The sequence below is a fragment of the Dictyobacter aurantiacus genome (genome assembly GCF_003967515.1).
GTDB classification, from domain to species: Bacteria; Chloroflexota; Ktedonobacteria; order Ktedonobacterales; family Ktedonobacteraceae; genus Dictyobacter; species Dictyobacter aurantiacus.
This window is the reverse complement of sequence record NZ_BIFQ01000001.1, coordinates 5,633,603-5,659,080: the sequence shown is the minus strand read 5'-3', so window position 1 is coordinate 5,659,080 and position 25,478 is coordinate 5,633,603. Positions and strand designations below refer to the sequence as shown.

The following is a 25,478-nucleotide window of genomic DNA, read 5'->3' as shown; positions in this document are numbered from 1 at the left end:
GTCAAAGAATATAAGAAATACAAGAGCGCTTTTGGCTGACATTACATCCGCTGGATCAAGTTCCCAAGACGTTGAATACCCTCGCGGATTTTCGCGCTATTGGGATGCGAGAAATTGAGCCGGATATGCCGCTCCTGGTACACCTGGGGCTGTGTCACGATAAATGCCTGTCCCGGTATCAATGCCACACCCTCTTCCAGCGGCGCGCGCCGCGCCAGCTCTGTAATGTTGTACTCGGCAGGAAGCTCGATCCAGACAAAGATACCAGTCGTGGGTGGATGCCAGCGTGCCCCGGCCGGAAAGTGGTCACGCAGGGACGCAAGCATGCTATCACGGCGCTCACGATAGGTCGTGCGCAACCGCGTGAGGTAGTCATCAAAGGAGGTGTGCTCAAGATAAGAGGCGAGGGCATACTGGGTGATGTTTGACGTCTGCAGATCCTGGGCGTTTTTGGCCGCGCCCAGCAGATGCTGAAAGCGGGCCGGCATCACGACCCAGCCGACGCGCAGTCCGGGAGCCAGAATTTTGGAAAAGGAGCCCACGTAAAATACCCATTCATCATCCAGGCTATGCAAGGGCGGCAGATGCTCATCTGTATAGGATAAGAAGCCATACGCGTCGTCCTCGATGATGGGCACCTGATAGGTACGCGCCAGCTCAACCAGCCGGTGGCGCTTCTCCAGACTCAAGCTCACCCCGACAGGATTATGCCCCAGCGGGATCGTGTAGATAAACGCTGGTCGCGCCCCCGCCTGCAGTTGCTGCTCCAGCGCCTCTACATCAAGACCGCTCTCCGCGTCAATCGGGACCGTGAGGACGTCGGGCTGCCAGGGAGCGGCAACCTGGAGGATGCCCCCATAGCTGTATTCCTCTACCATAATCTGCCGCCCGCGCTCCAGAAATAGCGAGGCGATCAGGCTCAGTCCCTGCTGAGCACCGGCCGTCACAAAGATACGCTCTTCCCCACAGGGACAGCCACGCGCCTGCATCATACGCGCAATCTGCGCCGTCAAAGCACTACTGGGAAGGCCATATTCCGTGACCTGGCGCACGCCCAGAACACGCGTTAGCGCCTGCGTATAGGCCTCGGCCGGAAATAATTCAGGGGCAGGCATCCCCAGTGCAAAAGAGATGCTATCAGATCGTTGGGCCGCCAGTCCGGCCTGATGTAAAACACTTGGTTGCACGCCGTGAGTCCATTCAGCCAGTCGCGAACCGGACGTGAACGCGAGCGTATCACTCATAATGCTGACCCTTTCAAAAAGCATTGACGAGATGCGATCACCAAAACACGTTACACACAAATCACCCATAGTACGAGCATGAATCGATCAATAGAACACTAAAAGCAGAAATGCTCTGTGCATGATCAATAAATCAGATATGTGAATACATTATACATAATTATAATTCCGTATACGAGCTCTTATCACATTTACCTGTATATCCGTAGTGACCTGCACACCAACTAGTAGCAATACCAACCTGCGCGCGACCACCACGCATCGCCCTCAGAGAGTGCCTGACTCCCATGATGATGGCTTGCAGCCTGCATGGGTTTTCGCACTTCTGGTGCTCAGAATTCCGTTGTGTGTTCGTGCAGGGGGCACGCATGCACCCCCAACATGACGGAATTCAGACACATTCTCAGACAGTGTCTGATTCTCACGATGATGGCCTGCAGGCTGCCTGAGCTTTCGCACCTCTGGTGCTCACAAGTCCATGGTGTGTTGGTGCAGTAGGGGCGCTTTCGCGCCCCTACTGCACCAACACACAAAAACAATGCGGCCGCGTAACGGACGCGAGTGCGGGGGCGCTCACGTGCCCCCAAAGTGGTGGGAATAAGACACATTCTCACAAAATATCCACAATGGTCACATCTGAAAAGCCCTGGCATTATGCTGGATTTGCATGTATGATGGTATCTGCAGATAGCAACCTTATTCTTTTGCTCGCTGCTACACAGAGATAAAGATAGGGATTCCAATTCAAGATGCAGAAGGCATTCAATTTTCCACGTGCGCTGTGGATTATCTTCGCGGGTACGTTCATCAATCGTTTTGGCAGCGTCGTAAGCGTATTTCTGGTGTTCTACATGCTCTCCAAAGGCTACACGGCGGTCCAGGCAGGGATAGCGGCCAGTGCCTATGGCATCGGGAGTATCGGGGCCGCTGCACTGGGTGGCTACCTGGCCGATCGGCTGGGACGACGCTATACGCTTATGCTCTCGACGTTTTCGTCGGCGGCGACGATGCTGTTGCTTTCGCAGGCGACGACGCTGCCGCTGATCGTGGCGCTGGTCACCCTGGCCGGCCTGACCACGGAACTGTATCGACCAGCCTCCGGAGCGCTGATCGCCGATCTGGTTGAACCACAGCAGCGCGTCAGCGCCTTCGCGGCCTACCGACTGGCCATCAACCTGGGGGTAACCGCAGGCTCGGCCGTGGCCGGCTTTATCGCCAGCCGCTCGTTCCTGCTGCTCTTCGTCGGCGATGCCGCGACATCGGCCATCTTTGGCCTGCTCGTCCTGTTCGCGCTGCCCGCGCACGTCTCACGACACGCCAGTCAGCAGCAACAGGAACACATTCATCGCGGATCGCTGTGGTCGGACTACAGCTTCCTGCTCTTCCTGCTGGCCGGAACCGCCATCGCCTTCGTCTATATGCAGCAACTTTCGACGCTGGCCCTGCAGGTCAAGGCTCTGGGATTCTCAAGCGCGATCTATGGGTTGCTGGGCTCCCTCAACGGGCTGATTGTGGTGTTTCTGGAGTTGCCGATCAGTGCCTTCACGCAGCGCTTCTCTAAACAACGCATGGTCGCGCTCGGCTTCCTGCTGATCGCGCTCGGCTTTGGCCTGACCGGCCTCGCCTCCACCGTCCCTCTGCTTGCGCTCACCGTCGTCCTCTGGACGTTCGGCGAGATGGTTCAGGGACCCATATCGTCCGCCTATGTGGCCGATCTGTCGCCCGCTCACCTGCGGGGGCGCTATCAGGGGGCCTGGGGCATGACCTGGAGCATCGGCCTGATCCTGGCACCGCTACTGGGCACCATCATCTATTCCTGGAATGCCGCTCTGTTCTGGCCACTATGTGGATTGCTGGCCGCCCTGGCTGCCCTGCTGGTCCTGCTGATCAAACGGCGACCACAGTCATCAGCCCACCAGCCGGGCATTGAAAACGGCAGTCCACCCATCCCGACCGCCATTCCCGATTCATCGTCGTAGGTGCTGCGCTTGCCCCAGCTTGCCGCGCAGCGGCCTCGTGCCCGGACACCCACGTTTCCTTAAACACGTGACCGTTCCCAAAGAAACGCCCAATGTATAGCAAGGTTTTTACCTCACTTCGCAATGTAACCTTGTCTTATGACCTTACAATAGATATAGGAAATAAAAATATAAATATATATCTATATCATTTTTTACTATATAAATCATTGTATCTGTTGAAGGAACAATTGTATGCCAGAGCAAACCAATCGTCCCCCCACGACTCCGGGTAAGAAGTATTTCTATCAGGCCAGTGCCAGCCAGGCTCAGATCACCCCGGCACGGTCTGCTCGGGGAAGCCAGCCAGCCAACTCCAGCCAACCAGCAGGTCAAGCCCTTGCCTTTCCCGTGCTTCCCAGGCTGCCAGCACAAATACACATCCCGGTCATGCTGTTCTACAGTGTCCTGCTGATCATCGCTCTCACCAGTTGCCTGTTCACCGTGAGTACACCGCTCCCGTTCCCTCCGAATGTCATATTGGAACTCGCGCAGGTGTTTCAGACGATGTTTTTGACCATTGTGCTGGCACCAGCCTCCACCCTCCTCTGTGCGCTGTTCTTTGGCAAATGGCGCGGCACACTCATCTCATGCCTCTCGATCTACGCCAGCATTCAGCTCACCCATCTACTGAATCCGCACTTCTGGAGCGATATAAGTCTGGTTAACTTCCTATTCCTTATCCCGGTCATGCTCGCTACCTTCCTGGCTGGCCGAAGCTATGAATTAAGGAAGGGTGTAAATAGGTCGTTGAGTATGTTCATTATGATAGTCGCATCCATCATCCTGGCATTCACATTCATTGCCATTAACACAAATCTCAACGCCAACTATACGGATATGAACACCATGATGGGTACCTGCGTGGCATCCCTGCTTCTGACTCTTGCCTGGATACTTTCCATGAGGGTAATTGAACGTATCGTCCAGAAAGCCCTTTCCTAGTTGGACCTCGCGTCCCATAAGTTCGGACCTCGCGTCCGATTTCAAAATCTCCCATCTCCCATATACATCTGCCTGGGGCGCACGATGGCGCCCTCAATGGGCGGGGGCTGTAGCTCTCGGATAGCCTCGGCGCACAGGGCCAGGCTCATCAGGAAGTCGTCGTGGCCTTCGGCGGGATCGACGTACATGTCGAGGCAATTTTCAGCCGGGACGCGGTAGCGGGCCAGACGCAGCTGCTTCCAGCATTCTTCGTAGACGTCCACCGGCGCTTCCTCAGATCGATAGAGCTTGAGGCGGGCCGAGTTGACGAGGCTGAGTAGCTGGTAGGCCAGGCGGCTCTTGCTGGCACAGCTGAACTTGTAGCCGACGACGCGCTCGGCACCAAAGCGGTCGCACAGCAGGCTGGCCAGGGCCTCGCCGAGTCCGCTGCTATCCACCAGCAGGCGACGAATGTTCCACTGCTGCAGCAGGGCGCTAACGCGGGCGTACTGGTCGCCGTGGCGCAGGCCGGTCCACCACTGCTGATGCACGATCTCGATGCGGGGCAGCTCCAGCTCGTTGTAGCTGACGCGGCCGATGGTCAGGATGGTGCTGTCGCGCTTGTTGTTCGTCTGCTGCTCCTGGCCCGGTCGGGGACGCTCCTCGCCGCCAACATCGAGCCCGGCGACATAATAATCCTCATCGGGCTCGGCCAGCCAGGGATGAGCGCCGCGCAGCAGGTGGCGCTGCAGCTCGTTGAATAGGAAGCCGGCACCGCTGATGGGCAGCAGGCGGTACTGGGTGCGGATCGAGACGTGCTCTTCGCCGAGGCGCAGCATCTCGCCCTCGACGAAGCTGCGGTAGCGCGCGTTGATCGCCCCCAGCGTGCGCCAGTCGAACTCGAAGTGGCGCTGAATGCCGTCCTGCTGCTGCCGCTCCAGGTTGTGTGCCCTCATGCGCGCCAGCAGCGTGTCGTCACTCCATGCGGTCCCATACATCACGGTGACGGCGTTGTTGGTGGCGGCCATCGGTTTGAGCTCGACATCGTACTTCTCGATCTGCACGTCCTGGGCCTCGTCGATCTCCAGCAGCAGGCTGGCGGTAGCCCCGACGATCGAGGATTCGGGTCCGGCCGAGAAGAAGAGGATGCGTGGACCACCCTGCTCGTCGACCAGCTCCGGCTCGGGGGCGAGCCCGATGATGTAGCCGAAGGATTTCCAGACGCGCCCGCGCAGCATGGGGGCCTCCAGCATGTTGAGCAGGCGCATGCGCGAGTTGACGATTTGCGGCTTGTAGGTCGGGGCGGCCTTGACGATTGAGCCATGCGGATAGGCGAAGAGCAGATAGGCTTCCAGCACGGCGCTAAGCTGGTTCTTGCCCATCTGGCGCGCGAACATCACGCTAAAAGTATCCCCGCGACCGGCGCGGATGGCGGCCAGGATGGCGTCGCCGACCTGCTCCTGATAGGGGTAGAGCGGCTTGCCCAGGATGTGGCGCGCGAACCAGCCGATGCCGGGCTGAAATCCCTTCTCTGCTACTGCGTCCATCTCCATCCCCTACGCCTCCAGCAGCTCGATCGTGACCTCGTAGGAGGCGGCCAGACTCCCGCCGGCGGCCAGCGCGCTGACCTGGCTGTGCAGGTCGATGATACGCTCGCTGTAGCCGTCGAAGTGCACGCTCACGCTGCCGTTGATGGGATCGACAAAGGTCAGGGTCGCGCCGAGACTGCCACCATAGCTGGCGCGCAGAGCGTCGCGGTAGGCCTGTCCGCTGACGCCGGTCGGCTGACCATCGTAGCGCAGCAGATCATTCAGGCAGAGCACGACCATCTGCCAGCTGCGCTTGCCCGGCCCCAGATCGACATAGGACAGCGAGCCGTCAGCGCGCACGCTCGTCTTGCGCACGCGTGGCTGCCGCACCTCATAGCTCCCCGGCCGCACAAAGTAGCCCGTACCATCCAGGATCACCTCGCAATCCACCCCGATCGTCGCCATCACAGCACCTGCTCTTCCTGGATACGCGTCGTCGTGCTCGCCCCATGATCATCGCTGATCGACACCATATCGCCATCGATCGAGACCGCGATGCCGCGCCGCCGCAGCGCCACGCAGATCGTATCGATGATCAGGCTCAGCCGCGTATTCTCGGCCTTCATATCCTCCAGCCGCGCCCGCATCCCCGTCAGCTCACTCTCCAGGGCCGCGATCACCCGCTCCTGAATCTCATTGGCCGTCCGCGCCATCCCCCCGCGATACGCCAGCAGCCCCCCGACGATCCCCCCGACCGTCAACACCAGATTCACCACATTCAAAACATCCATCATATGTTCGGACCCCGCGTCCGATTTCTCCTTTCCCTTACGACCACGCCCCCATAAGTTCGGACCCCGCATCCGATTTCTATGTTCGCCCTCGCGAATTTCCCATAACACAAAAATGCATCCCATTTTCACGAATCTCCCCATAACACGAAAATGTACCCGTAGGCGGCATAGGATTGCGGGCCTTTCAACACCTCCCCCTCACGATCCGCAGCAATCCGGCCTTGTGCATGCCGCCCCGTTCACGTACGCAATGCACGCTTACCATCGCCCCGTTCACGTACGCAATGCACGCTTACCATCGCCCCGTTCACGTACGCAATGCACGCTTATCATCGCCCCGTTCACGTACACAATGCACGCTTATCATCGCCCCGTTCACGTACGCAATGCACGCTTACCATCGCCCACATTATCGTGCTTCGGGAACATCGTGGAGGGCGAGCAGGCGGCATGCACAAGGACGGATTGCTGCATTACATACATTTAACGTGTTTAGAAGGCCGCAATCCTATGCCGCCTACGGGAACATTTTCGTGTTACGGATACGTTCACATTTGGGTACATTTTCGTGTTACGGATACGTTCACATTTGGGTACATTTTCGTGTTACACCAACATTTTTATTTCCCCATCACAACCGGTTCCAATAGCGCGGGACGTCGCCCCAATGGAGGCGGGCCGCGCTGGCGAAATCCCGCTGTCGTTTGATCTCCTGCAGGCGGCCCTCGAACTGCTCCAGACGCTGCCCGGCGGCGGCCAGCCACGCGCCCGGAATTTTTGTGTCGTCGAGACGGTCGTGCAGGGCGCCATCCTGGAAGTCGAAGTTATCGTTGGTCGGGACCTGGTAGGCCTGCATGGCGTAGGCGCAGGCCCCGGCAACGACCAGGTCGCGGTGCGGCTCGGGAATGGTCGAGCCGCTGCTATCCAGCTGGTGCTTTGTGGCGTAGAAGACACGCATCAGCTGGCTGCTATCCTGCGGCAGCTCTCCGCTGCCCAGGTGCAGCGTAAAGCCCGGCTGCTGATCGCCGATAGCGCCCGCCGCGTCAAACATGGCGGAGAACTCACTGAAGGCACGCTCAATCGGCGGCCAGCACATAATCCCCGCGCTATTGAACAGCGGATAGAGGATGCGCTCGATCCACAGCACGGGATAGGCGGGATTCCAGCTGGTTGGATAGGGATAGCTGCGCTGCCCGGCCTGCGTGGGCATGTCGGCATACGCGATGTTGGGATAGTAGGCGGAGTAGCGCTCGACGGCCCGGTCGAGCGCGCGATCGATATCGGCCTGGCTCCAGCGCTGATTGGGACCAGCTGGATCAAACAGATCCAGCCGCACCATGTTTTCGAGGTCCGCTAACAACATTGGTATACTTCTCCTGCCATCCTACCCTAACCCTGCGCCGGAGCCGATAGGGCCGCAGTCGCAACCGTAGGAGCAGCGGCGGCAGCTGGCACGACCGCCGGGGTGACGCGCGTGGGCGCATCCTGATAGGGACTGCGCGGCCCCTGACTCTGCCGCACCGCGAAGACGGCGGCCTCCAGCGCCGTATTGAGCGCGCCCGGCTGCGGCACCGGCAGATGGAAGGCATTAAACAGCTCGATAGCCGCCCGCAGCGCTACCTGCTTCTTCTCCAATGGACCATAATCGTCGTAAGCCTGCTCGGCCATCGAGACAGCCATCCGCACGCACTTCTCCAGCATCTCCTGCTGCTTGCTCGGCAACCGATGCTCAAAAAACTTCAAGCACCACACCGCCACCACGCACAAAAACGGAAACGCATTCAACACAACACCGGTCAACAATTCGCTTTGGGGCATAAACATTTTCTCCTTTTTGCATTCGCGTAACATTAAATCGGACGCACGGTCCGAACCTATGGATGGGTGACGACCAATCGGACGCGAGGTCCGAACCTATGCGTGGGTGGAGGTGAGCTGGGCTTTGAGGGTGTCGCGCTCCTTCGTGAGCTGACGACCCATCTGTTCGAGGGCCATCAACTCCTGGCCGGTCCACGCCTCAAACACTGGATGAGTCGGGCTCCATTCCAGAGTGGTGCGGCGGAAGCGCTGGCGACTGCCGCCTCCCAGGCCAGGATTGCCAACTTCGAGCTGCGCGACTCCCTGCTCGTTCTCCAGCGGCAGATCGTCGCTGTCCCAGCCGTGGGTGAGGATGTAGTCGCGAAAACCTTTGACGACCACCTTGCCGTTGGGCGCGGTCAGCGTGGTGCCGTCGTCCTTCCAGCCGGCCGGGACGTGCTTGACCAGCGCGGACGGCTGCTTGCTGAGGGGCCAGATCTCGTTATATTTGAGCACCTTGAGCCAGTCGGCGTCGCTCTTCGTCACAGGCTGGGCGATATAGGGGTCCATCGCCGTCAGGGTAGTGGCGCTACAGCCATAAAATGCGATCATGTGCGTCCAGTCCAGGGAGGCGCTGACATAGGGATCGAGCTCGGCGGCCACCACGGGATGCCCCTGGGCCAGCTCGGAGCGGATGCGTGAGAGCAGGGTGGACATCTCGCCGTCGACGGTGTGGAGATCAACGCCGTGCCGGGCGACCTCGGCCACGTAATCGCTGACATAGGTAGCGCCAATGTAGCTGGCGCCATAGATGCTGTTCTTCAGCTGGCTACCCGTGGTGGGCTGCCCGGTTAAAAACTGGATGCAGGCGGCGATACTGGTGGCGACGCAGTCGTATTCGCGATTGGCCTGCGTGGGATCTTCGCTGCGCTGCGATTTCATGGGAAAGTTGCTTAATTCCATAGCTTCTATACTCCTTCAAGTTCTAGTGTGGTACTGTAAATGGCCTGCTGTGGCTCATAGTTCGAGCTGCTGCTCACGATGCGCGCGTTGCCGCCGATAGTTCCGCTGGCATCGCTGATGCTGATCACATCCAGCAACTGGTGGACCGGGTTGAACGGAACCTGGACCTGGTGCTGCTGCCGGGCGCGCTGCTGCTGCGCGAGCAGGAAAGAGGCCTTGCTGGCGCACTGGGCCACGGTCAGCAGTTTCTGGTCGACGTGCTGGATCAGACCCTCCCGGCCGCTCCACTGCATCTGCTGGTCGTCGTAGACCTCGGCGGTGGTGAGCGCCATGCTGCTCCCTCCGGCGGGCGGCTTGCCGGTGACGATGATATGGTTGCCACCCTGCACGCGCTGTCCCCAGCTGAGTCGCTCAATCTCGGCCTGGTAGGACCAGCTGGCACTGACGCCGGCGTTGAGATCCTGAAACTGCAGCACCTCGTCCTGGTCCAGGAAGTACTGCAGGTCGTAGATGTGGCAGAGCTCGTCGAGGGCGTGGCGATAGCTGCCGCCGGCTGGCAGCACGAACTGCGGTACGCTCTGACTCAGCTGACTGCTGGCGGGCAGCGCCAGCGCGAATAGTCCGGCGCGGGCGCAGACCTCACGCAGCAGCCAGCTCAGCGGCTGCGCCGTATAGGTCATTTGGAAGCGGTTAACCTGATCCAGCTGCTGTGTCAGGTCACCACACAATAGGCGCAGGCGCTCCACGCCCGCCGACCGTTCCAGCTGCATCGACTGGATGCGGTACGTCCCTACCTTTACCAGCTCAGACACGCCCGGCGCCGTCCCGCTGCGATAGCCGGCCCGCAACACCAGCGAACAGTTGGGGCCAATCGGCCCCGTCGCCCCCGGCTGACTGAGCACCACCCCCTGACCGCCGTCCAGCACCATCTCCACTTCTGCCGGCTTGTTCAGGTGTTCCTTAAGGCTATAGGAAATTACGCGGCTACCGCAGTCGAGGTAGTGCTGGCTGTCCTGCCTGTATGCGTTAGCTTTCAGGACGCTGGACATGCTGATGAGCAGGTTGGCGTTGGAGGCGCCGAGCGGGCAGGCTCCGTACTGGGCCGACATGCTGTGCACAATGCTGCCCTGGGACCAGTGCTGCAGGTCGGCGCTCTGGCGCAGGCGCGGGTAGCTGTAGACGGCCCCGGTCAGCTGGCCGCTGTCGGCCTCAATGCAGGCCAGCGTGTAGAGTTCACTGCTGGGATCGTACTGCAGGCGGGGCGCGCGGCGCGTGATGGCGTTGCCGGTGGCGGGCGCGACGGCCGGCAATCCCTGCCAGCTGTTGCCGCCGGGATCATACGTGCTCTCGTACAAGGTGTTGCCATCACTGAAGATGAGCCAGTAGAGACTGCCATCCCAGCAGGCGGTCAGGCCAGCGCCATAGGGGATGGCCGAGAGGGTACTGCTGCGCAGACTGCTCCAGCTACCACCGCTGTAGAGAGAGCAGCCGATCACGACGCCCCCGCTGATCTGATAGAGAAAGAAGACGTCGTTGTTGCCGGCGCTGCCGATGCCCAGGATGGAGGTGCCGCCGGGCGGCGTGAGCACGCTGGTCGGACTGGCGCTCCAGCTCTGGCCGTTATCGCTGCTGCTCCAGGTCCACAGCGCGCCGCCGCTCCCCTGCTGCGCGAAGGTGCGCAGGATGCCGCCGTTGTTGGAGATGGCGCAGCCGCTATCCTCAAAGCAGGTGGCGCTGGCCCCGCCCAGCGTGCTCCAGCTGCTCCACTGGCTGGCGCTGTCGGGATTGGTGATGCGCTGCCACTGCAGGGATTGCGAGTAAGCGCCACTGCCTCGCGTGAGGCGGACGCGTACGATGCTGCCGTCACCGGCCACGCAGGCATCGTGCCAGCCATCGGGGGTACCGGGACTCTGATAGGCCTGATAGTGCTGGATATGGTCCTCGATGCTGACGCCGATGGCGGGGACGCGCGTGCTGGCACGCATGGCGGCGGCGAGGGTATCACTGATCGCTCTGACCATCTTAGCGCGACCCGCTTTCCGTCTCGTCCACGATGCGGACGCCGTCTGGACCCTCGCCGCGCATCTGCCGCGTCAGGTTCTGCAGCCAGATCTGTACGTTGCCGGAGCCGGCGGGTGGCGTCTCCAGCTTCTGCCTGATAGTCAAAAAGTGCTGGATCTGGCTGAGCATCTTGAGCGCGAAGCCGAGCCGCTCCTTCTGGCTCAGTTCGTCGAGGGCGAGCCCGGCCAGCAGGTCGCGTGTCTGCTCTTCGAGCTGTCCGATCCAGTGCTCGATGCGCTGCTCTGCCCCGTTGGTCTGGGGATAAGTATCTTGCTGTTGCTTCATATCACATATCCATAGGTGTAGAGGGTGAGGGTACAACTGCCGACCTGCGCCTTCACATCGATGCGCCCCTGGGCATCCAGGGCCAGCAGTCCAGCACCGTTGATGGCGGCGCCGGCGCTGACGGTATTGCCGAGCGTGGCGTAAGCGCTGAGATCACTGGCACCGTGCGGGGCGAGCTGCACATAGCTGTTGAGGGTGCTGCTGCTGTAGTAGGCCTTGTAGAGCACTCCCAACGCGCGGCTGGGAATCCCCGAGCTGCCGCCGCTCAGCGTGTAGGTGGACACGCTGCCGGCGCTCAGGACGTCTCCGTTGATCTGTCGATAGCCCGGAACAAAGGTGACGCGCCCCGGTGCGGGCGTGGGGACCACCGAGCCAGTGCTGTAGACCGCCAGCACAACGGCGTCGCTGGCGTTATGCTCATCGAAGAAGAGGACGGCACACAGCGAGCCGTTGAGCGGCGTGCTGCTCCCATCGGCCTGAAAGGCGATCGGGACATCGGTGAGCTCGGTCGAGGTGGCCTCCAACAACAGGACCGAGGCGGTATAACTGGCGGGATTAAAGGCGGTCAGCAGGGCGCGCTTGATGACCTGGGCCATCGGGCACCTCCTCTCTCTTCTCTCTCAGACTCAGGCGTCGTTGCTGGCCTGGCCGGGATTGCCGCTCAGGTCGCCGGCCGCCTGCGTGTGGAAGCTGGCGGCGCTGTAGCCTGTGCCGAGGACGGCGTTGACGCTGCTGGCAATGTTGGCCAGCGTCTGGCTGGCCGAGGGATCGACGCGCACCCAGGTGCCGTCCAGCGGCAGCACGCCGTCACTGCTCAACTGCTGGATGGCCAGCGTGCGCGGATTGAGGTAGCTGCCGATGGGTGCGGTCTGGCCGCCGTTGTAGCGGCCAAAGGCGAATTCAAGCTGATCTAACATAATGGGCATATCCTTTCTTGCTCGGGATTAATATTCGACGTACTTGATGCTGCTGACATAGCTGCCGGCGGCGCTGGTCTCCAGGGTCAGCGTCAGACCATTGGAGCTGCCGGCAGGCAGGAGAAGACACTGCTCGTTCTGCAGCAGTTCCAGGGCACCGCTACCGATGTCGGCCAGCGCGAAGGGTCCCGTGGGGGCGGTCGAGCTGGTGCTATAGGTACAGCTGGCGGCGATCGCGCTGGCGCTGCCTCCTGCCTTCTGATTGCTGACGGTGGCCGCGCTGCCATAGGCGGGATCGCTGCCGGTCATCTTGACGCGGGCGTTGATGCCACCAGCGCTGGCGGCCACGCGCAGCGAGTAGACCAGGATGTTCTTACCGCTGGCGGCCGGGTTGAACAGGCTGAGCGGATAGTCATTGGTGCCGGACCCCGCGCTCTGCAGACCCGTATGCGCGCAGTAAGCATGACCCTGCAGGGTCAGCTGCCGCACCCAGTTCTGTACGCTGGGGACGCCGTTGATGCCGACGGCACGATCGAGGCTCGTGCCGTTGAATATGGCGGGGCTGCTCAGCGGGATGTTGGAACCGGAACAGCCATCCTGCGAGGCGGCGCGCGTCAGGTAGTAGTTGCCGGCGTTGGGATCGATAATCACGCTGGCCACAGGATCGATGCCGGTGGCCAGCAGGCCGTTGAGCTGCGGACCCTGCGGCGCGTAGCCATCCCAGAACGCCCCGGTGTGGTTGGCGTAAACGATCCCCGACTGCAGACTGACCGGATTGCTGCCGGGCACATAGCTGCTGGCCACATACACCACCTCGGTATATCCCCCACCCACCAGCAGGATGGGCGCCCCGGCGATCAGCCCGGCCACCGACGAGAGCGTGAGGCTGGTCGAGCCTACGCCCGCCCCCGCACTGACATTGTTGAAGATGATGCCCTTGCCCTGCAGCTCGCGCTTGCGATCAAAGTTGTTGTTGCCGGGCGCGCCATTGTTGAACAGGTACGCCACCCCCGGCGCGAAGGCCTGCCCCACACCACCATCCAGCAGCGCGCTCCCCGCCGGCACCGTCTTCAGATTGCCGCCGCCGTCCACCTGCAGCGCCTGCCCATTGCCCGCCGGATTCAATCCACCCACCAATCCCGACCCATCCGCATTCATAAAATTCGTCAATTTTGTGCTCCTTTTAAGTGGGGAGGTGCAGGAGGGGCGGCCAGCCCCTCCTACCGGGGTTTGGGGTGTCCCCAAACTTCCTTCCTCTTCTCCCCTTCCCGCCGTAGGCGGGAATACATAAGGGATTGCTTAAATCCCGCGATATATGCCGCGATAATCGACGACGGCGCCGCCATACTCGTGGCGGATCTTATAGTTGATGGCGTCCTGCGTGAAGTTGAGGCCCACCATCGGCTGATCCTGGATGAAGAGCGAGGGGTTCACCTGCCCGCCAACAAATCCGATCTCGATGGTGTCGACCTCGCGTGGATCGCCGAGCAGGAACCATTGCGTGCTGCTGCTGAGCTGCGGCGCGACAATCGGTGTGACATAGCCAAGCATCGGGTTGATATCGTTGTTGGGTGATCCGGGGACACCGGCGGATTTGGTGACGACCATGCTGGTCCATTCCAGCTCGGGCGGCACAACCAGGTAGCGGGGGCGTAGCCCGAGACGCTTGCCGGCGTAGTTGCTCTGCTCGCGCATGGCGGTGATGCCGTTCTGCATGGCCGTGGTCGAGAGCGCGGCCGCCCCCAGGTTGTTGTGCGGGGCACCGGTGGTGAACAGGTTGGCCGTGTCGTAGATGACCGGGTTGGTGGACAGAAACGAGTAGACGAACTCGGCCAGTGTATAGGCGGCGGCCACCGCCAGCTTGCTCGGGATCTGCCGGATGGCCTGCAGGTCGTCATTGAGGATGGTCTCGCGCGAGATGGTCACCAGATTGCCGCGCTTCTGCGGGACATAGGTTGCCGCCGAGTCGCTCAGGGTGACGGCGCTGTACGGCGTGTCTTCGGCCACAATCGGCAGGCTGCCGAAGGCGCCCAGGCGCACGCGCGTCTGCTGCTTGAAGTCCTTAATGGGGATGACGCTGGCGAATTTCTGCCACTCGGCGGGCCAGGCTTCGTAGTCCTTGAGCAGGCGCTTGTTCATGCTGGTGCCGAGCAAGTAGGAGAAGCTGGCGGTGGTGGTGTCGGCCTCACTGACGCGTCCGATGGGCGCGCTCTCGGCGACCTGGATCGGTCCCAGGTGGCTGCCGCTGCTGATGCCGGCACGCAGCGAGGAGTCACCGGTGACGCGGCTGTACGCCTCGTGGATGCTGATGAAGCCGCGCACATTGCCCAGCTTGCCGGTGTCGATGTCCAGGCCAAACATGGCGTCAAAGGCGGCCTGCACCTTCTCAGCCTCGGTGACCATGCCGCTGATCGTCGCCTTTTCGTGGCCGTGCCCCCGGATCAGCCCGTCGCGGCTCAGCTGCGCCAGCAGGGTCTGCGCCGAGCTGATCTCGCTCTCCAGCTCCTGCTCCTCAAACAGGCGTCCCTGCAGACGCTGGCGCACCTGTGAGCGCGCGGCCTCGGGCAGAATGCTCTCCTGCAGGCGCCGCTCCAATAGCAGGTTGGCCTTCTGCAGATGCACCTCATTGAGCAGGCGCTCGACCTCGCGGCGCTGCTGCTCGATCTGCTGCTGGGCCTGTGCCTGAGTCTGGATTGCCTCTCCGCTTGCCTCGCTCTGCGTGGCTTCTTCAATCTTCTCTGGTGTGATGGTCATATGCTCATACTCTCCTTGTAATGTCATGTAACAAATTTCATTATCGTGATTATCGGTATCATCGTGATGGAGGATGCGGCGAAAGCTGCCTCCGGCGCTGGGCCGCGTGACGACGTCGCACGAGTTCAGCTGCACGACGCTGGTGATCTCTTTGGCCTTGCTGGCCTCGTTGAGCTGCCACTGGCCGAAGATGTCGATGGAGAGCCCGATCAGCTCGGGCCGGCCCAGGTCGCAGGCCTCTTTGATCATCGACCACAGCCAGTCGGCAGCCTCGAAGATGTGCAGCGTGGCGTCGACGCGCCCGCCATCGCCCTGCGCCACATAGGCGGCATCCTGATAGAAACCCACCACGTCGCGCACCGAGCGATTCACCTGCTCCTCTCCGGAGCGCGCATGATCGGCGTAGGCCTGCGCCCCCTCGATCAATTGCGCGATCTGGCGCAGCGCCGTCTCATCATACACATAGCCATTCTTCGACCGCCCCCCTTGAATAATGGTCACCCGTACCGCGTGACCCTCCCCTGAGCCGACCGTGGAGACCTGCTCCACAATCTGCCCATCAATCCGAATCTGCTCCTCCCTCGGAGACACTACTACACTTCTCTCCATATGTTCGGACCTCGCGTCCGATTTCTCCTTTCCCTTTCGACCACGCCCCCATATGTTCGGACCTCGCGTCCGATTTCTCCTTTCCCTTTCGACCACGCCCCCATATGTTCGGACCTCGCGTCCCATATGTTCGGACCTCGCGTCCGATTACCTCTTCACGTACGACACTCCCCCATACAACCGGCATTTTCGTGCGGGGAGGGGAAATCGGGCGCGAGGCCCGAACATATGGGGATGTTTCCATACGGCGGGCGGGGACGTACGGGGGCGCGCGACGTCACCCATCACATGATGCGGCGCAGGTAGGCGTACACGCGGGTGCCGCCGGGCACAATTCCCATGGGGATCGCTTCAACCACCTGATATTTGCGGGCGACCTGCACGCCGGCGGCGCTGGAGACGGTGGTGTCGGCGACCATGACGAGTCCAACGAATGAGGTGTTGAGCGGAGCCAGCAGCAGGGTGTCGTAGACGAGACGCGGCACCTGTCCATCTCTGGCCGGTATCTGGCGCTCGATGCTGGCCTGTGGCCGAAAGATCACGTTGACTAGCTGATAGCTGTAGCTGCCGCCGCTCTGGTAGACGAAGACGACCGTCTTCTGTCGTCCGCTCTGGGCCCGCGCCTGCAGGGCCTGGATGTGCGCCTGCTTGCGCTTATCGAGCGGCATGGGCCGCCTCTATCTTCGCCTGCTCTTCGTGTACATCCACCTCGACCCCGACCAGTTGGAAGAGCATGCGCATGGCGGTCTCGTCGCTGACCCAGCCCTGCTCACGGGCCACAGTGAGCGCGTTGACCAGGCTCTGCATGGCGCTGGCCAGCGTCAGGTGGTCGGCGCAGTCGATCTCGGGGAAGATCACGTCGTAGCTGGTGTCCACGGACCGTCCAAGGGCGCCGACGCGCTGCGCCTCCTCGATGACGCGATCCAGAATGGTGCGCACGATGTATTTGAGGATCTTCTGCCGCCGCTGGAATCTGAGCAGGGCGGGCAGCCCCATCTCGGCGGCGGTGGCCCGGTTGCCCTGCGAGGCGTCGCTCAGATAGTGCTCCGGCAGGCCGGCACCGACCGCGATCATCAGTTTGAGCGCGCGCCCGTCCTCTTTGGCGTCGCTGGCATTGATGGCTGGCTGCACCGCCGTCCACTTCTCGGCCTCGTTGTGCAGCAGTACGCTGCCCGGCTCGGGTGGATAGCTGTACTCCATGCGCTTTCTATCGATCGTCTTTTTGTCGGCCCCGCTGAGCTGCACGTCCCATAGAAAGGCGCCTTTATATTTGTTGATCCTGACTCTGTCGGTCAGCCAGTCCTTGTAGCGTCTCAGCCACGGCAGCAGCGTCGCCAGGTCCGAGCGCCCGCGCTTGGCGTTGGAGACCTTGTTGATGGCGAACTGCACCACCTCGCGGCCCGCCTCAAACCACTCTCCCTCCTCATTAATGGCCTCGTCCCTCAGCATTGGCTGCCCCGCGATCCCCACCTGGGAGACGTTCTGCCCCAGGGGACGCCGGTGGAAGCGCAGTGGTGTCTCGACATCCTCTGGATCGGTCTCGATCAGGTCGATCAGCGAGGGGTCGATCAGGCGCAGCCGCACGCTGCCATCGTAGGGATTGACGAAGAAGCGTATGAAGATCTCTCCATAGAGCGCCAGTTCCTGGCATAGATCGTAGATGCGCTCGTCCATACGATTGGCGGGATCGTGCCAGAAGCGCTGCAGCAGGCGCTGCACCTTCTTGTGGTTGGCCTCGATGCTGACCCCTTTGCCCAGCACGAAACTGGTGGTCATCTCGATGATTGCCGAGGCCAGTGGATTGGCGTTCCAGGCCTCGTAGCACTGGTTGTGCAGTTCCAGGTATGTGGCGGGCACGATATCCTTGAGCGCGAAGTCATCGCTCAATCGCCGCCAGTAGTAGTCTTCCTCCCCACCTACAACGTTGCGACCCCAGGTCAGGTCCTCCTGTGTCAGCCCTGTCGCGATCCCTGCTGGATCGATCTGCTCGGCGACTCGCTGCCGCCGGCTCTTGTTGCGTCTCCCCATAACGCCATCACCACCTCTCCACCGATCCACGCCTTAGCGCGCCTTCGACTGCTTCCCATGAGCCTTCGCCGCCGTCAATGCCTGCGACTGCTTCCCATCCTCAGTATCATCTACAGCATTCGGCGTCCGCTGCTCTTGCTGCCGTGCGCTCGCCACGATTGGTCGCCCGTGGCCCAGACTGCGGCAGGTATGGCACACCAGCCGCTTCTGCTCCTCTCCAGTCGCCACCTCAGCCGTCACGACTGGATACAAAGGGGCCACACCCTCACCACAAAAATCACACGCGCGCGCCCGGCGCTGAGAACTACTATTCTGCATATTTCAATGCTCCTTCATCAGGGGACAAGAAGATTGATACGCAGATCTGTCATATACCGTACCAATCTTCGAGGTCGAATAAGCAAGTGCCTGTCGCCTTGCGAAGAAAAAAACGAGAGAGGACATCGGCGCCAGAAGCCCGGGCGGCCTCACGCCACCAGTAGTACAGGCCAGCTACTACGCTACAGACTATACATCTAAATCCCGTAATTGTCAACATAAACGCATCTAAACCCATAAAAATCAATATTTCTAATTATTTTTCCTTTTCATCCATCAAATTCTTTCCGCAAATCCTTCGCCAAAAAAGAATAGATTTGCCCCCATTATTCGATCCACGCGATCATGCCCCCGTAGGCGGCATAGGATTGCGGCTTTCTCGATACGCTGGCTTGCCGACCAGGCAGCAATCCGGCCTTGTGCATGCCGCACCCGTTCACGTACGATATCGCTCCTAAAAAGCGAGAAAAGCGGTCGCGTAACCATGCATAAGCCACCATGTCGTACGTCAACAGAGCGGCATGCACAAGGCCGGATTGCTGCTTTTCGGAAGAAATACAGTATCAAAGAGGCCGCAATCCTATGCCGCCTACGGGGGACATGATCACGTGGGGGGACCGCTCCCATACGGTTCCACCAACACACCATGGAGCTTCCCATCTCTCCCCACGACACCACTTCCCACCTCAAACGTATCCTGAATTGAATATCTCGGTTTTAATTTCTTCACCGCAAGTAGAGAAATCGATTCCTACTGCGAAATCGGCCCTTTTGGCCCGAAAAAGCTTAAAGAAAAGAGGGATTGCCGAGTCTATTATTACATCGATGATCATGGATGCAAAAAACCTGTGACTATCCAGGATCATGTTTTCGATGTGGTAGCGGAAGGAAGGAAGAAGCTCACTGGCTTCTTTCATTGAAGGAGGGATTGTCAAGATGACAAGCCGCAGACAGTTTATCAAGCTAGGAGCAGCTATCGGTGCAGGGCTTATTATGACACGTGGTGGGGAAACACTTTTGAACGTACCCGACGCGGAAGCCAGCGTTCAGAGCGCCCAGACCCCACTCTCCTCGTCGGGTATTCCTCAGTTTGTAGATCCTTTGCCAACCTTTGTCGGCCTGCGTCAGAGTAGCCAGTCTCTTACAGCGTCAATACAGGAGTTTCAGCAGAAGGTGCTCCCTGCCCAGTTGTATGCTTCGTTGCCGGCTCCCTTCAACGGAGGAACGTTTCTGTGGGGCTACGCGATCGGGAATTGTCCCCCATCATATCCGGGATGCACGATCGAGGCGGGCCGTGGCTATCCTACGACCATTCTCTACATCAATAATCTTCCCTCGTTCGCCAATTCTCAGGTGGCGGCACGGCTGACGGTCGATCAGACCATCCACTGGGCTGATCCATTGAACCAGATGAGTATGATGATGACCACTCCCTACCAGGGCTACTATCCAACGGTAACCCATCTCCACGGCGCGGAGGTCCCTTCGGCCTTCGATGGTGGGCCCGAGCAGTGGTTTACGCGCAACGGTCTGCGTGGACAGGCGTACGCGACGTATGCTTCGACCGCGCCCAATTCCGCCGTCTACTGGTACCCTAACACCCAGGAGGCGACGACGCTCTGGATGCACGATCACACGATGGGAATGACCCGCCTCAATGTGGTCAGTGGGCTGGCCGCCTTCTATCTGTTGCGCGATCAGTACGATAGCGGCCAGCCTAACAATCCGCTGGGCCTCCCAGCTGGCGCTCAGGAGATCGAGCTGATGATCCAGGATCGGCAGTTTGATACGCAAGGCCAGTTGCTCTTTCCCGATGGGACCCCAACCGGCAATCCCAGCGGACTCAATGGCCCGCCTCCTAATCCTCAGGCGCATCCATACTGGATCCCCGAGTTCTTTGGCGATGCTATCGTGGTCAATGGGAAGACCTGGCCTTATCTGAATGTGGAGCCGCGTCGCTATCGCTTCCGCCTGCTCAATGGTTCCAACGCTCGCTTCTATCGCCTGCACCTGGTCGATAGCACGCAGGGGACCCCCGGCCCATCACTCTGGCAGATCGGCACCGATGGCAGTCTGCTCGATGCCCCGGTACAGCTGAGCAGCGATCCCCTGTCTTCTAACGCATTGCTGCTCGCCCCGGCTGAGCGCGCGGATCTCATCATCGATTTCTCGGGCCTCAATGGTCACAACTTTACGCTCACCAACGACGCTCCAGCGCCATTCCCCGATGGGGATAATCCCGATCCGGCGACGACCGGCCGCATCATGCAGTTCCGCGTCGGTAGCTCGCTCTCCTCGCCCGACAATAGCTACAATCCGGCCAGTGGCGCCCGCTTACGCGGATCTAACCGCTACCAGCCACCGGCGCTTGTACGCCTGGCCAATGCCCAGCAGGGCAGCCTGGCCAGTGGAGTTACCCCTTCGCTGACCCGTCAACTCATCTTGATCGAGAATGAGGGTCCCGGCGGCCCGCTGGAGGTCCTCGTTAACAACACGAAATGGACCGGCCTGCGCGAAGGGACCCAGACTCCCATTCCGGGCTCGCAACCTATCGCGCTGCGCAACCCGGAATATCTGACCGAGCTCCCGCGTACCGGGTCAACGGAGGTGTGGGAGATCATCAATCTCACCGAGGATGCCCACCCCATCCACATCCACCTGGTTCAATTTCAACTGATCAACCGCCAGCAGTTCGATAAAGATGCGTACTTCGCCACCTATAGCTCGCTCTTCCCCGGCGGCACCTACACGGGCGTTCTGCCGGACGGCTCCCTGGGACCTGTCACCTACCCACCCGGCGTCTATATCCCCGGCTACGGACCTCCGCAGACCTACACCACCCCCAACAGCGGCGGCGCCCTGGGGGGCAACCCGGATGTCAAACCCTACCTGCAGGGATCAGTCATCCCTCCAGACGCCAATGAGGCCGGCTGGAAGGATACGATCAAGATCTATCCAGGGCAGGTGGGACGCCTCGCCCTGCGCTGGGCACCGACCGCCCTGGCGGTGTCGGCCGTCTACCCCGGCGAAAATCACTATGTCTTCGACCCTACCGCCGGACCCGGCTATGTCTGGCACTGCCACATCCTCGACCACGAAGACAACGAGATGATGCGCCCCTACATCCCCGTCCGGTAGGATCGCCAAAAACTAAAGCAGGGTTTCCGTGGCTGGGCAGCCACGGAAACCCTGCTTTTTGTTGCCTTTGTGACGCCACCGCATTGCGGTAAGCGCCCGCAAGGGGTAAGCGCCCGCAAGGGGCGCATCTACTACAGATTCTGGTCGCGGGTGCGATCTTCTACGGGCACATCGCCATCGGTGTCCACGCGCGCCTCTTCACGGCGTACGGTGTCATGGACGCGCCGATTCTCCTGAACGTTACGCTTGCCAATGCCAACCTCACCGGTGGTGACGGTATCCTTCGAGGTGTTGACCTGCTCTTCGCTTACCGGCACGCGGATATTTTCATCGGTGCCAAGCGGCGTGTCGTTATCAACCTCGCCATCGGCCACAGGACGGCGCTCTACATAGACCTCTTCATGCGAGACCGGAACATCGATGTTCTTCTCTTCGGAGACAACATCCTTGTGCAGCCCGACTTCACCAGACTGGACTCGCTCCTTGCCTACATTCAAGCGCTCCTCGCGCAGACGCAGGCGGCGCTGCTCCTCATCATTCACATCGTTCTCAACTCGATCATTTCCGTATGTGTTGGCATCTCGATCATTCTGATACATATTAGCTCCTCTATCAGTAGTAGCGTAGTTCTGATCATTCTGATAGGTATTGGTATTGTTATAATCCGAATTATTCTGATAGGTACCTGCCCCGGTGCCAGCGTTGTTATACGCCTGCTGATCCTGGTAGGTGCTCGTGCCAGCGTCGGCGTTGCTGTACGCCCGATCGCTCTGGTAGGTGCCAGCCCTCGTGCCACCGGTAGTGTCATAGTCACTATCGGTGCGCGTCGTGGTTGTATTGGATGTCCCGGCCTGACCTGAGGCATTCTGGGTGCCATAAATCTGGCCACCATAGCTGCGCAGAATGCTTAATACTTCCTGCTCGCGTCCATTGGCCTGTACGGCCACAATACCATGGCCCGCGCGATGCTGCTGCTGATAATAATCAGCCTCGTCATTCGTCAGACCAAGATCCTTTAAATCGCGGGAAACATTGGTGTCTCCGTTATCGGTAAACAGGTTTCTAAGACTGGCAAAAAAACCATTATCGGTATTGGGTCGACTCGAATAATAAATCTGGTCTGCTCCAAAACCAGCGTTCTCCAGCGCATTGATCGCGTCATCAGCCTGAGCCGGCTCATCGAATACGCACATCAGATTTGGTCTTGTCATTGCCATTTTGAAGACTCCTTTTACATTCATCACTCACACAATACTACCTACATCAATATTCCAGTTCTATCCGCTTCCCATCTTTCTCATATTTCGTGATCCGTGAGACGTTCTATAGTAGATCACATTTACATAAATTTATACGATCCTTTCACGCGCAGCGATGCATGACAATTCTAAGAATCAGCAGAGCTTACAGGGTAAAAAAACGGCGCTTTTTTTCGCAACCAGTCGCATGAGATTGTGCTGACTCAAGCGCATCGAGACAATACAGTCAGAAGTGGCTCATATCGCATTTACTGAAAAAAATGTAACCTTTCCTTAACTGATTTTAATCGACGGATCGACTTTCTTATCTATTATGAGCTTGACCGTACAAAAAACGCTAATCTTTCGCGGATTGCCAGCATTGATAGCGCCGTCCTGGCTCATCGGCTAGCGCTGTTCGAGCCGCTGAGTATCCTCGGCATCCTGCTGCACGATGCGTGCGTTTCCGCTCTGCGAGATCGAGAACTCTTCGTGCTTCACAGGCTCGACCATCTGGACGGTGTTGCTCTGCACCTTTTTGCGAATGACGATCTCTTCTACGACGACGGGTCGCCTGTCAAAGACAACTTCATCTTCATGCACCAGAATTCTGATCGTTCCGCCTTCCGGCAATGCATCCTCGGTCTCCTCTTCACTGTGAATGGCGGCCCGCTCCTGCGTTTCCCCATCTTCACGCACAACCCTATCACCCTCCTCCTGTTCAGTTGAACGGGGTGATGTCGCCGGGTCCGCGTTCCCTGACAGGCGTTCAATGAACACCTCTTCACGTGTCACCGGGATGGTAAACGTCCTCTGCTCGGTAATCACCCGCTTGTGGACGCGAATCTCGCCCGTGGTCACCCATTGCTTGCGAACATGCACCTCCTCTTTACGCAGCGGGATCACGTGCTCCTGCCCCGGTTCAACCGACATAAAAACGCTATATGCTCCGTAGCGGTGGAGAATATCGCGGCACTCCAGAGGATGACCCTGGGACTGCACCGCCATCAGGGTGGCTCCCGCATCGAACTCGCGCTGGTACACCTGCTGCTGATCATCTGGAATATCCAGCTTGTGCAGTTCATCGATGTTCTCATGATTCTCGCCAAATGCCTGCTTGAGCGGGGCAAGGAGCCCTTCGTGATGTCGACGCAGCACGGTCACCTGCTCCCGCTGCCAACCGGCCGACGAAAGCTCATTGTACGCCTGTTCCGCCAACGAATGTTCCCGAAAAACTCCTACCACGACTGGACCAGAATTGATAGCCATGCTCTGTCTCTCTTTCTTTCTCTATGGAAGAAACCATTTTTTAGCGCTACGGTCGCCTTTCAATGCAAAAGAGATAGTTGTATCCACTACCTGTATGTATCTCTCCACAGAAAGTCTTTCGCGACCACATAGCTTTTACACGTACTCCCCCAATAATGAGAGACAGACCAGATTGCATGTACCGCACACGGCAACCACCCCATCATGCGATACACGCCCACCAATTCCCCCGTTATCGTCATCCACGTCATCGTAGGTGCCGGGCTTGCCCCGGCTTTTTTCCCTCCCCGGACATCCACGTTTCACCCAACACATGAGCGTGCGCGAGAAAAAGGTCCAAAAACGACAAGAAAAGGGCTCCGCATTAATAAGCGGAGCCCTTTTCTTGTCTTAACCGTACAGGTTGTTATGCTGGAAACGCGGTGCTAGCGGTTATTATCAAAGTCGCGGTTCGCGTCGTAGTTTTCGCGAGCATGCTCATTCATAGGTACATCATCCTGAGCGTCGCGCGCACCCATACATTCGGATCTCGCGTCCGATTTTTCCTGCTCCGCGCACGTTACAGATGGGCCTCGGCGGCATAGGCGGCCTCGATCTCTCCGCCAGGAGCCAGCACGCTCTGGAACAGACTGGCTTCCGCCTCCTTGCTCTCCTCTGAGAGATGATCTTTGAAGAAGACGTTCTGCGCGCACGCGATCAGGTCCTGCGCGACGCGCTCGTAGCGGTAGTAGGTGAGCGCGGTCCAGTCGATCCTCGCTTCACCATACCCTTGAAAAAAGGGAGATCGGTTAGAGCTGTCTGGACTGGTTCCCGGCTCTCCGACGAAGAGGAAGTCGCGCTCTTTGGGGGCCAGCATCACTTCGTCCCAGTCGATGATCCATACGTGTCCGGAGCGAGCTCGGATCAGGTTGGCGGGATGCAGGTCAGCGTGGCAAATGACCAGGGGACCCGCCTGCCGCTGGAGCATCCCACCCAATACCTCCAACCTTTCTATGACGCGGTGAATCGTGGCTCGCTGCTCCTGCCAGCTGGCGAGCAGGACCTGTTCGGGGACGTTGTGGCCTCCATCATTCTGACATATATACCTATCCTCAAAAGCGCGCATCCGGCTGAGATAGCCGCCCACGTCAAAGGTCTCACGGCGCAACACTCCTCGGACCTCCCTCGGCGGCACGACCTGGTGGATGCGCCTGAAGATAGACCCGACATCCCTCCAGTTCTGTTCCGTCATGCCATTCCAGCTTACGTCCCCCTCGATAAAGGGATACAAGGCCACGGTTCGCTCTCCGAGCCGGGTCCACAATTCGCCTTCCAGGGTCGGAATGGGCGCCACCACGGCCTCTACCCCCCGCTCCCTGAGAAAAGCTGGCACAAGATAGCTGGCCTCGTACAGCTCTCTGCCCGAGACCTTGAGCAAATATACCTCGCCTCGCTCGCTGACGACGCGATACACGGCCGCGTCATAATCAAGTCCCCCCGGCACACAGGCCATTTCCATGACCGCCAGCCCATAATATTCATCCAAACAGGCCCGCAACATCTCCTCCCCTATTCCCAATTGCTCTCCCACAGTAACGTCTCTCCTCTCTACC

At 59.6% G+C, this 25,478-nt stretch carries 22 protein-coding genes; 3 read left to right on the top strand and 19 right to left on the bottom strand.

What is annotated here, in order from left to right; genetic code table 11:
• Nucleotides 1–41: 41 nt before the first annotated feature.
• Nucleotides 42–1,244 carry an aminotransferase-like domain-containing protein gene (locus tag KTT_RS22880; protein WP_160146061.1) on the bottom strand — a complete coding sequence of 401 codons (1,203 nt, stop codon included), beginning with the start codon at nucleotides 1,242–1,244 and terminating at the stop codon, nucleotides 42–44.
• Between the two features lie 749 nt (nucleotides 1,245–1,993).
• Between KTT_RS22880 and KTT_RS22875 the strand changes: the two genes are divergently transcribed.
• On the top strand, nucleotides 1,994–3,223 hold the full coding sequence (locus tag KTT_RS22875) for an MDR family MFS transporter (protein WP_126598584.1): 1,230 nt from the start codon (nucleotides 1,994–1,996) through the stop codon (nucleotides 3,221–3,223).
• Between the two features lie 234 nt (nucleotides 3,224–3,457).
• Nucleotides 3,458–4,207, top strand: a complete 750-nt coding sequence (locus KTT_RS22870; RefSeq protein ID WP_126598582.1) for a hypothetical protein — start codon at nucleotides 3,458–3,460, stop codon at nucleotides 4,205–4,207.
• Nucleotides 4,208–4,248: 41 nt separating this feature from the next.
• Here the strand turns inward: KTT_RS22870 and KTT_RS22865 are convergent, their stop codons facing one another.
• The 15 genes from KTT_RS22865 to KTT_RS22795 all read right to left on the bottom strand — a co-directional run bounded on the left by KTT_RS22865 (nucleotide 4,249) and on the right by KTT_RS22795 (nucleotide 18,241).
• Nucleotides 4,249–5,739, bottom strand: coding sequence for a hypothetical protein (locus KTT_RS22865; RefSeq protein ID WP_126598580.1), 1,491 nt, complete (start codon nucleotides 5,737–5,739; stop codon nucleotides 4,249–4,251).
• Between the two features lie 3 nt (nucleotides 5,740–5,742).
• Nucleotides 5,743–6,183 carry a hypothetical protein gene (locus KTT_RS22860; RefSeq protein ID WP_160146060.1) on the bottom strand — a complete coding sequence of 147 codons (441 nt, stop codon included), beginning with the start codon at nucleotides 6,181–6,183 and terminating at the stop codon, nucleotides 5,743–5,745.
• Complete coding sequence (locus KTT_RS22855) at nucleotides 6,180–6,509, bottom strand: hypothetical protein (RefSeq protein ID WP_126598576.1); 330 nt, start codon at nucleotides 6,507–6,509, stop codon at nucleotides 6,180–6,182. The genes KTT_RS22860 and KTT_RS22855 overlap by 4 nt, the downstream gene beginning before the upstream one ends.
• Before the next feature lie 631 nt (nucleotides 6,510–7,140).
• On the bottom strand, nucleotides 7,141–7,872 hold the full coding sequence (locus tag KTT_RS22850; protein WP_126598574.1) for a hypothetical protein: 732 nt from the start codon (nucleotides 7,870–7,872) through the stop codon (nucleotides 7,141–7,143).
• Nucleotides 7,873–7,898: 26 nt separating this feature from the next.
• On the bottom strand, nucleotides 7,899–8,327 hold the full coding sequence (locus tag KTT_RS22845; protein WP_160146059.1) for a phage holin, LLH family: 429 nt from the start codon (nucleotides 8,325–8,327) through the stop codon (nucleotides 7,899–7,901).
• A gap of 96 nt (nucleotides 8,328–8,423) precedes the next feature.
• Nucleotides 8,424–9,269 carry a C39 family peptidase gene (locus tag KTT_RS22840; RefSeq protein ID WP_126598569.1) on the bottom strand — a complete coding sequence of 282 codons (846 nt, stop codon included), beginning with the start codon at nucleotides 9,267–9,269 and terminating at the stop codon, nucleotides 8,424–8,426.
• Between the two features lie 5 nt (nucleotides 9,270–9,274).
• Entirely contained in the window at nucleotides 9,275–11,290 is a 2,016-nt protein-coding gene (locus KTT_RS22835; RefSeq protein ID WP_126598567.1) for a PLL family lectin, read from the bottom strand.
• Nucleotide 11,291: 1 nt separating this feature from the next.
• Nucleotides 11,292–11,615, bottom strand: coding sequence for a hypothetical protein (locus KTT_RS22830; RefSeq protein WP_126598565.1), 324 nt, complete (start codon nucleotides 11,613–11,615; stop codon nucleotides 11,292–11,294).
• Nucleotides 11,612–12,211, bottom strand: coding sequence for a hypothetical protein (locus KTT_RS22825; RefSeq protein WP_126598563.1), 600 nt, complete (start codon nucleotides 12,209–12,211; stop codon nucleotides 11,612–11,614). Before KTT_RS22825 ends, KTT_RS22830 begins: the two co-directional genes overlap by 4 nt.
• A 30-nt stretch (nucleotides 12,212–12,241) precedes the next feature.
• Nucleotides 12,242–12,541, bottom strand: coding sequence for a hypothetical protein (locus KTT_RS22820; RefSeq protein WP_126598561.1), 300 nt, complete (start codon nucleotides 12,539–12,541; stop codon nucleotides 12,242–12,244).
• Nucleotides 12,542–12,559: 18 nt separating this feature from the next.
• Nucleotides 12,560–13,702, bottom strand: coding sequence for a hypothetical protein (locus KTT_RS22815; RefSeq protein ID WP_126598559.1), 1,143 nt, complete (start codon nucleotides 13,700–13,702; stop codon nucleotides 12,560–12,562).
• Nucleotides 13,703–13,831: 129 nt separating this feature from the next.
• A complete protein-coding gene (locus KTT_RS22810; protein WP_137296028.1) occupies nucleotides 13,832–15,895 on the bottom strand; it encodes a phage major capsid protein in 2,064 nt (687 codons plus the stop codon).
• Nucleotides 15,896–16,179: 284 nt separating this feature from the next.
• Complete coding sequence (locus KTT_RS22805; RefSeq protein ID WP_126598555.1) at nucleotides 16,180–16,563, bottom strand: hypothetical protein; 384 nt, start codon at nucleotides 16,561–16,563, stop codon at nucleotides 16,180–16,182.
• Nucleotides 16,550–17,953, bottom strand: coding sequence for a hypothetical protein (locus tag KTT_RS22800; protein ID WP_126598553.1), 1,404 nt, complete (start codon nucleotides 17,951–17,953; stop codon nucleotides 16,550–16,552). Before KTT_RS22800 ends, KTT_RS22805 begins: the two co-directional genes overlap by 14 nt.
• 3 nt (nucleotides 17,954–17,956) lie before the next feature.
• Nucleotides 17,957–18,241 carry a DUF8528 domain-containing protein gene (locus tag KTT_RS22795; protein ID WP_126598551.1) on the bottom strand — a complete coding sequence of 95 codons (285 nt, stop codon included), beginning with the start codon at nucleotides 18,239–18,241 and terminating at the stop codon, nucleotides 17,957–17,959.
• Between the two features lie 936 nt (nucleotides 18,242–19,177).
• Between KTT_RS22795 and KTT_RS22790 the strand changes: the two genes are divergently transcribed.
• Nucleotides 19,178–21,379 carry a multicopper oxidase family protein gene (locus KTT_RS22790; protein WP_218030966.1) on the top strand — a complete coding sequence of 734 codons (2,202 nt, stop codon included), beginning with the start codon at nucleotides 19,178–19,180 and terminating at the stop codon, nucleotides 21,377–21,379.
• 131 nt (nucleotides 21,380–21,510) lie between these two features.
• On the opposite strand, the gene KTT_RS22785 is transcribed toward KTT_RS22790, so the two are convergent.
• From KTT_RS22785 to KTT_RS22775, 3 genes are all read right to left on the bottom strand, one after another.
• Nucleotides 21,511–22,596 carry a YsnF/AvaK domain-containing protein gene (locus KTT_RS22785; RefSeq protein WP_218030965.1) on the bottom strand — a complete coding sequence of 362 codons (1,086 nt, stop codon included), beginning with the start codon at nucleotides 22,594–22,596 and terminating at the stop codon, nucleotides 21,511–21,513.
• 429 nt (nucleotides 22,597–23,025) lie between these two features.
• Entirely contained in the window at nucleotides 23,026–23,886 is an 861-nt protein-coding gene (locus tag KTT_RS22780) for a YsnF/AvaK domain-containing protein (protein WP_126598547.1), read from the bottom strand.
• 559 nt (nucleotides 23,887–24,445) lie between these two features.
• Nucleotides 24,446–25,456 carry a phosphotransferase enzyme family protein gene (locus KTT_RS22775; protein ID WP_235845804.1) on the bottom strand — a complete coding sequence of 337 codons (1,011 nt, stop codon included), beginning with the start codon at nucleotides 25,454–25,456 and terminating at the stop codon, nucleotides 24,446–24,448.
• Nucleotides 25,457–25,478 lie beyond the last annotated feature (22 nt).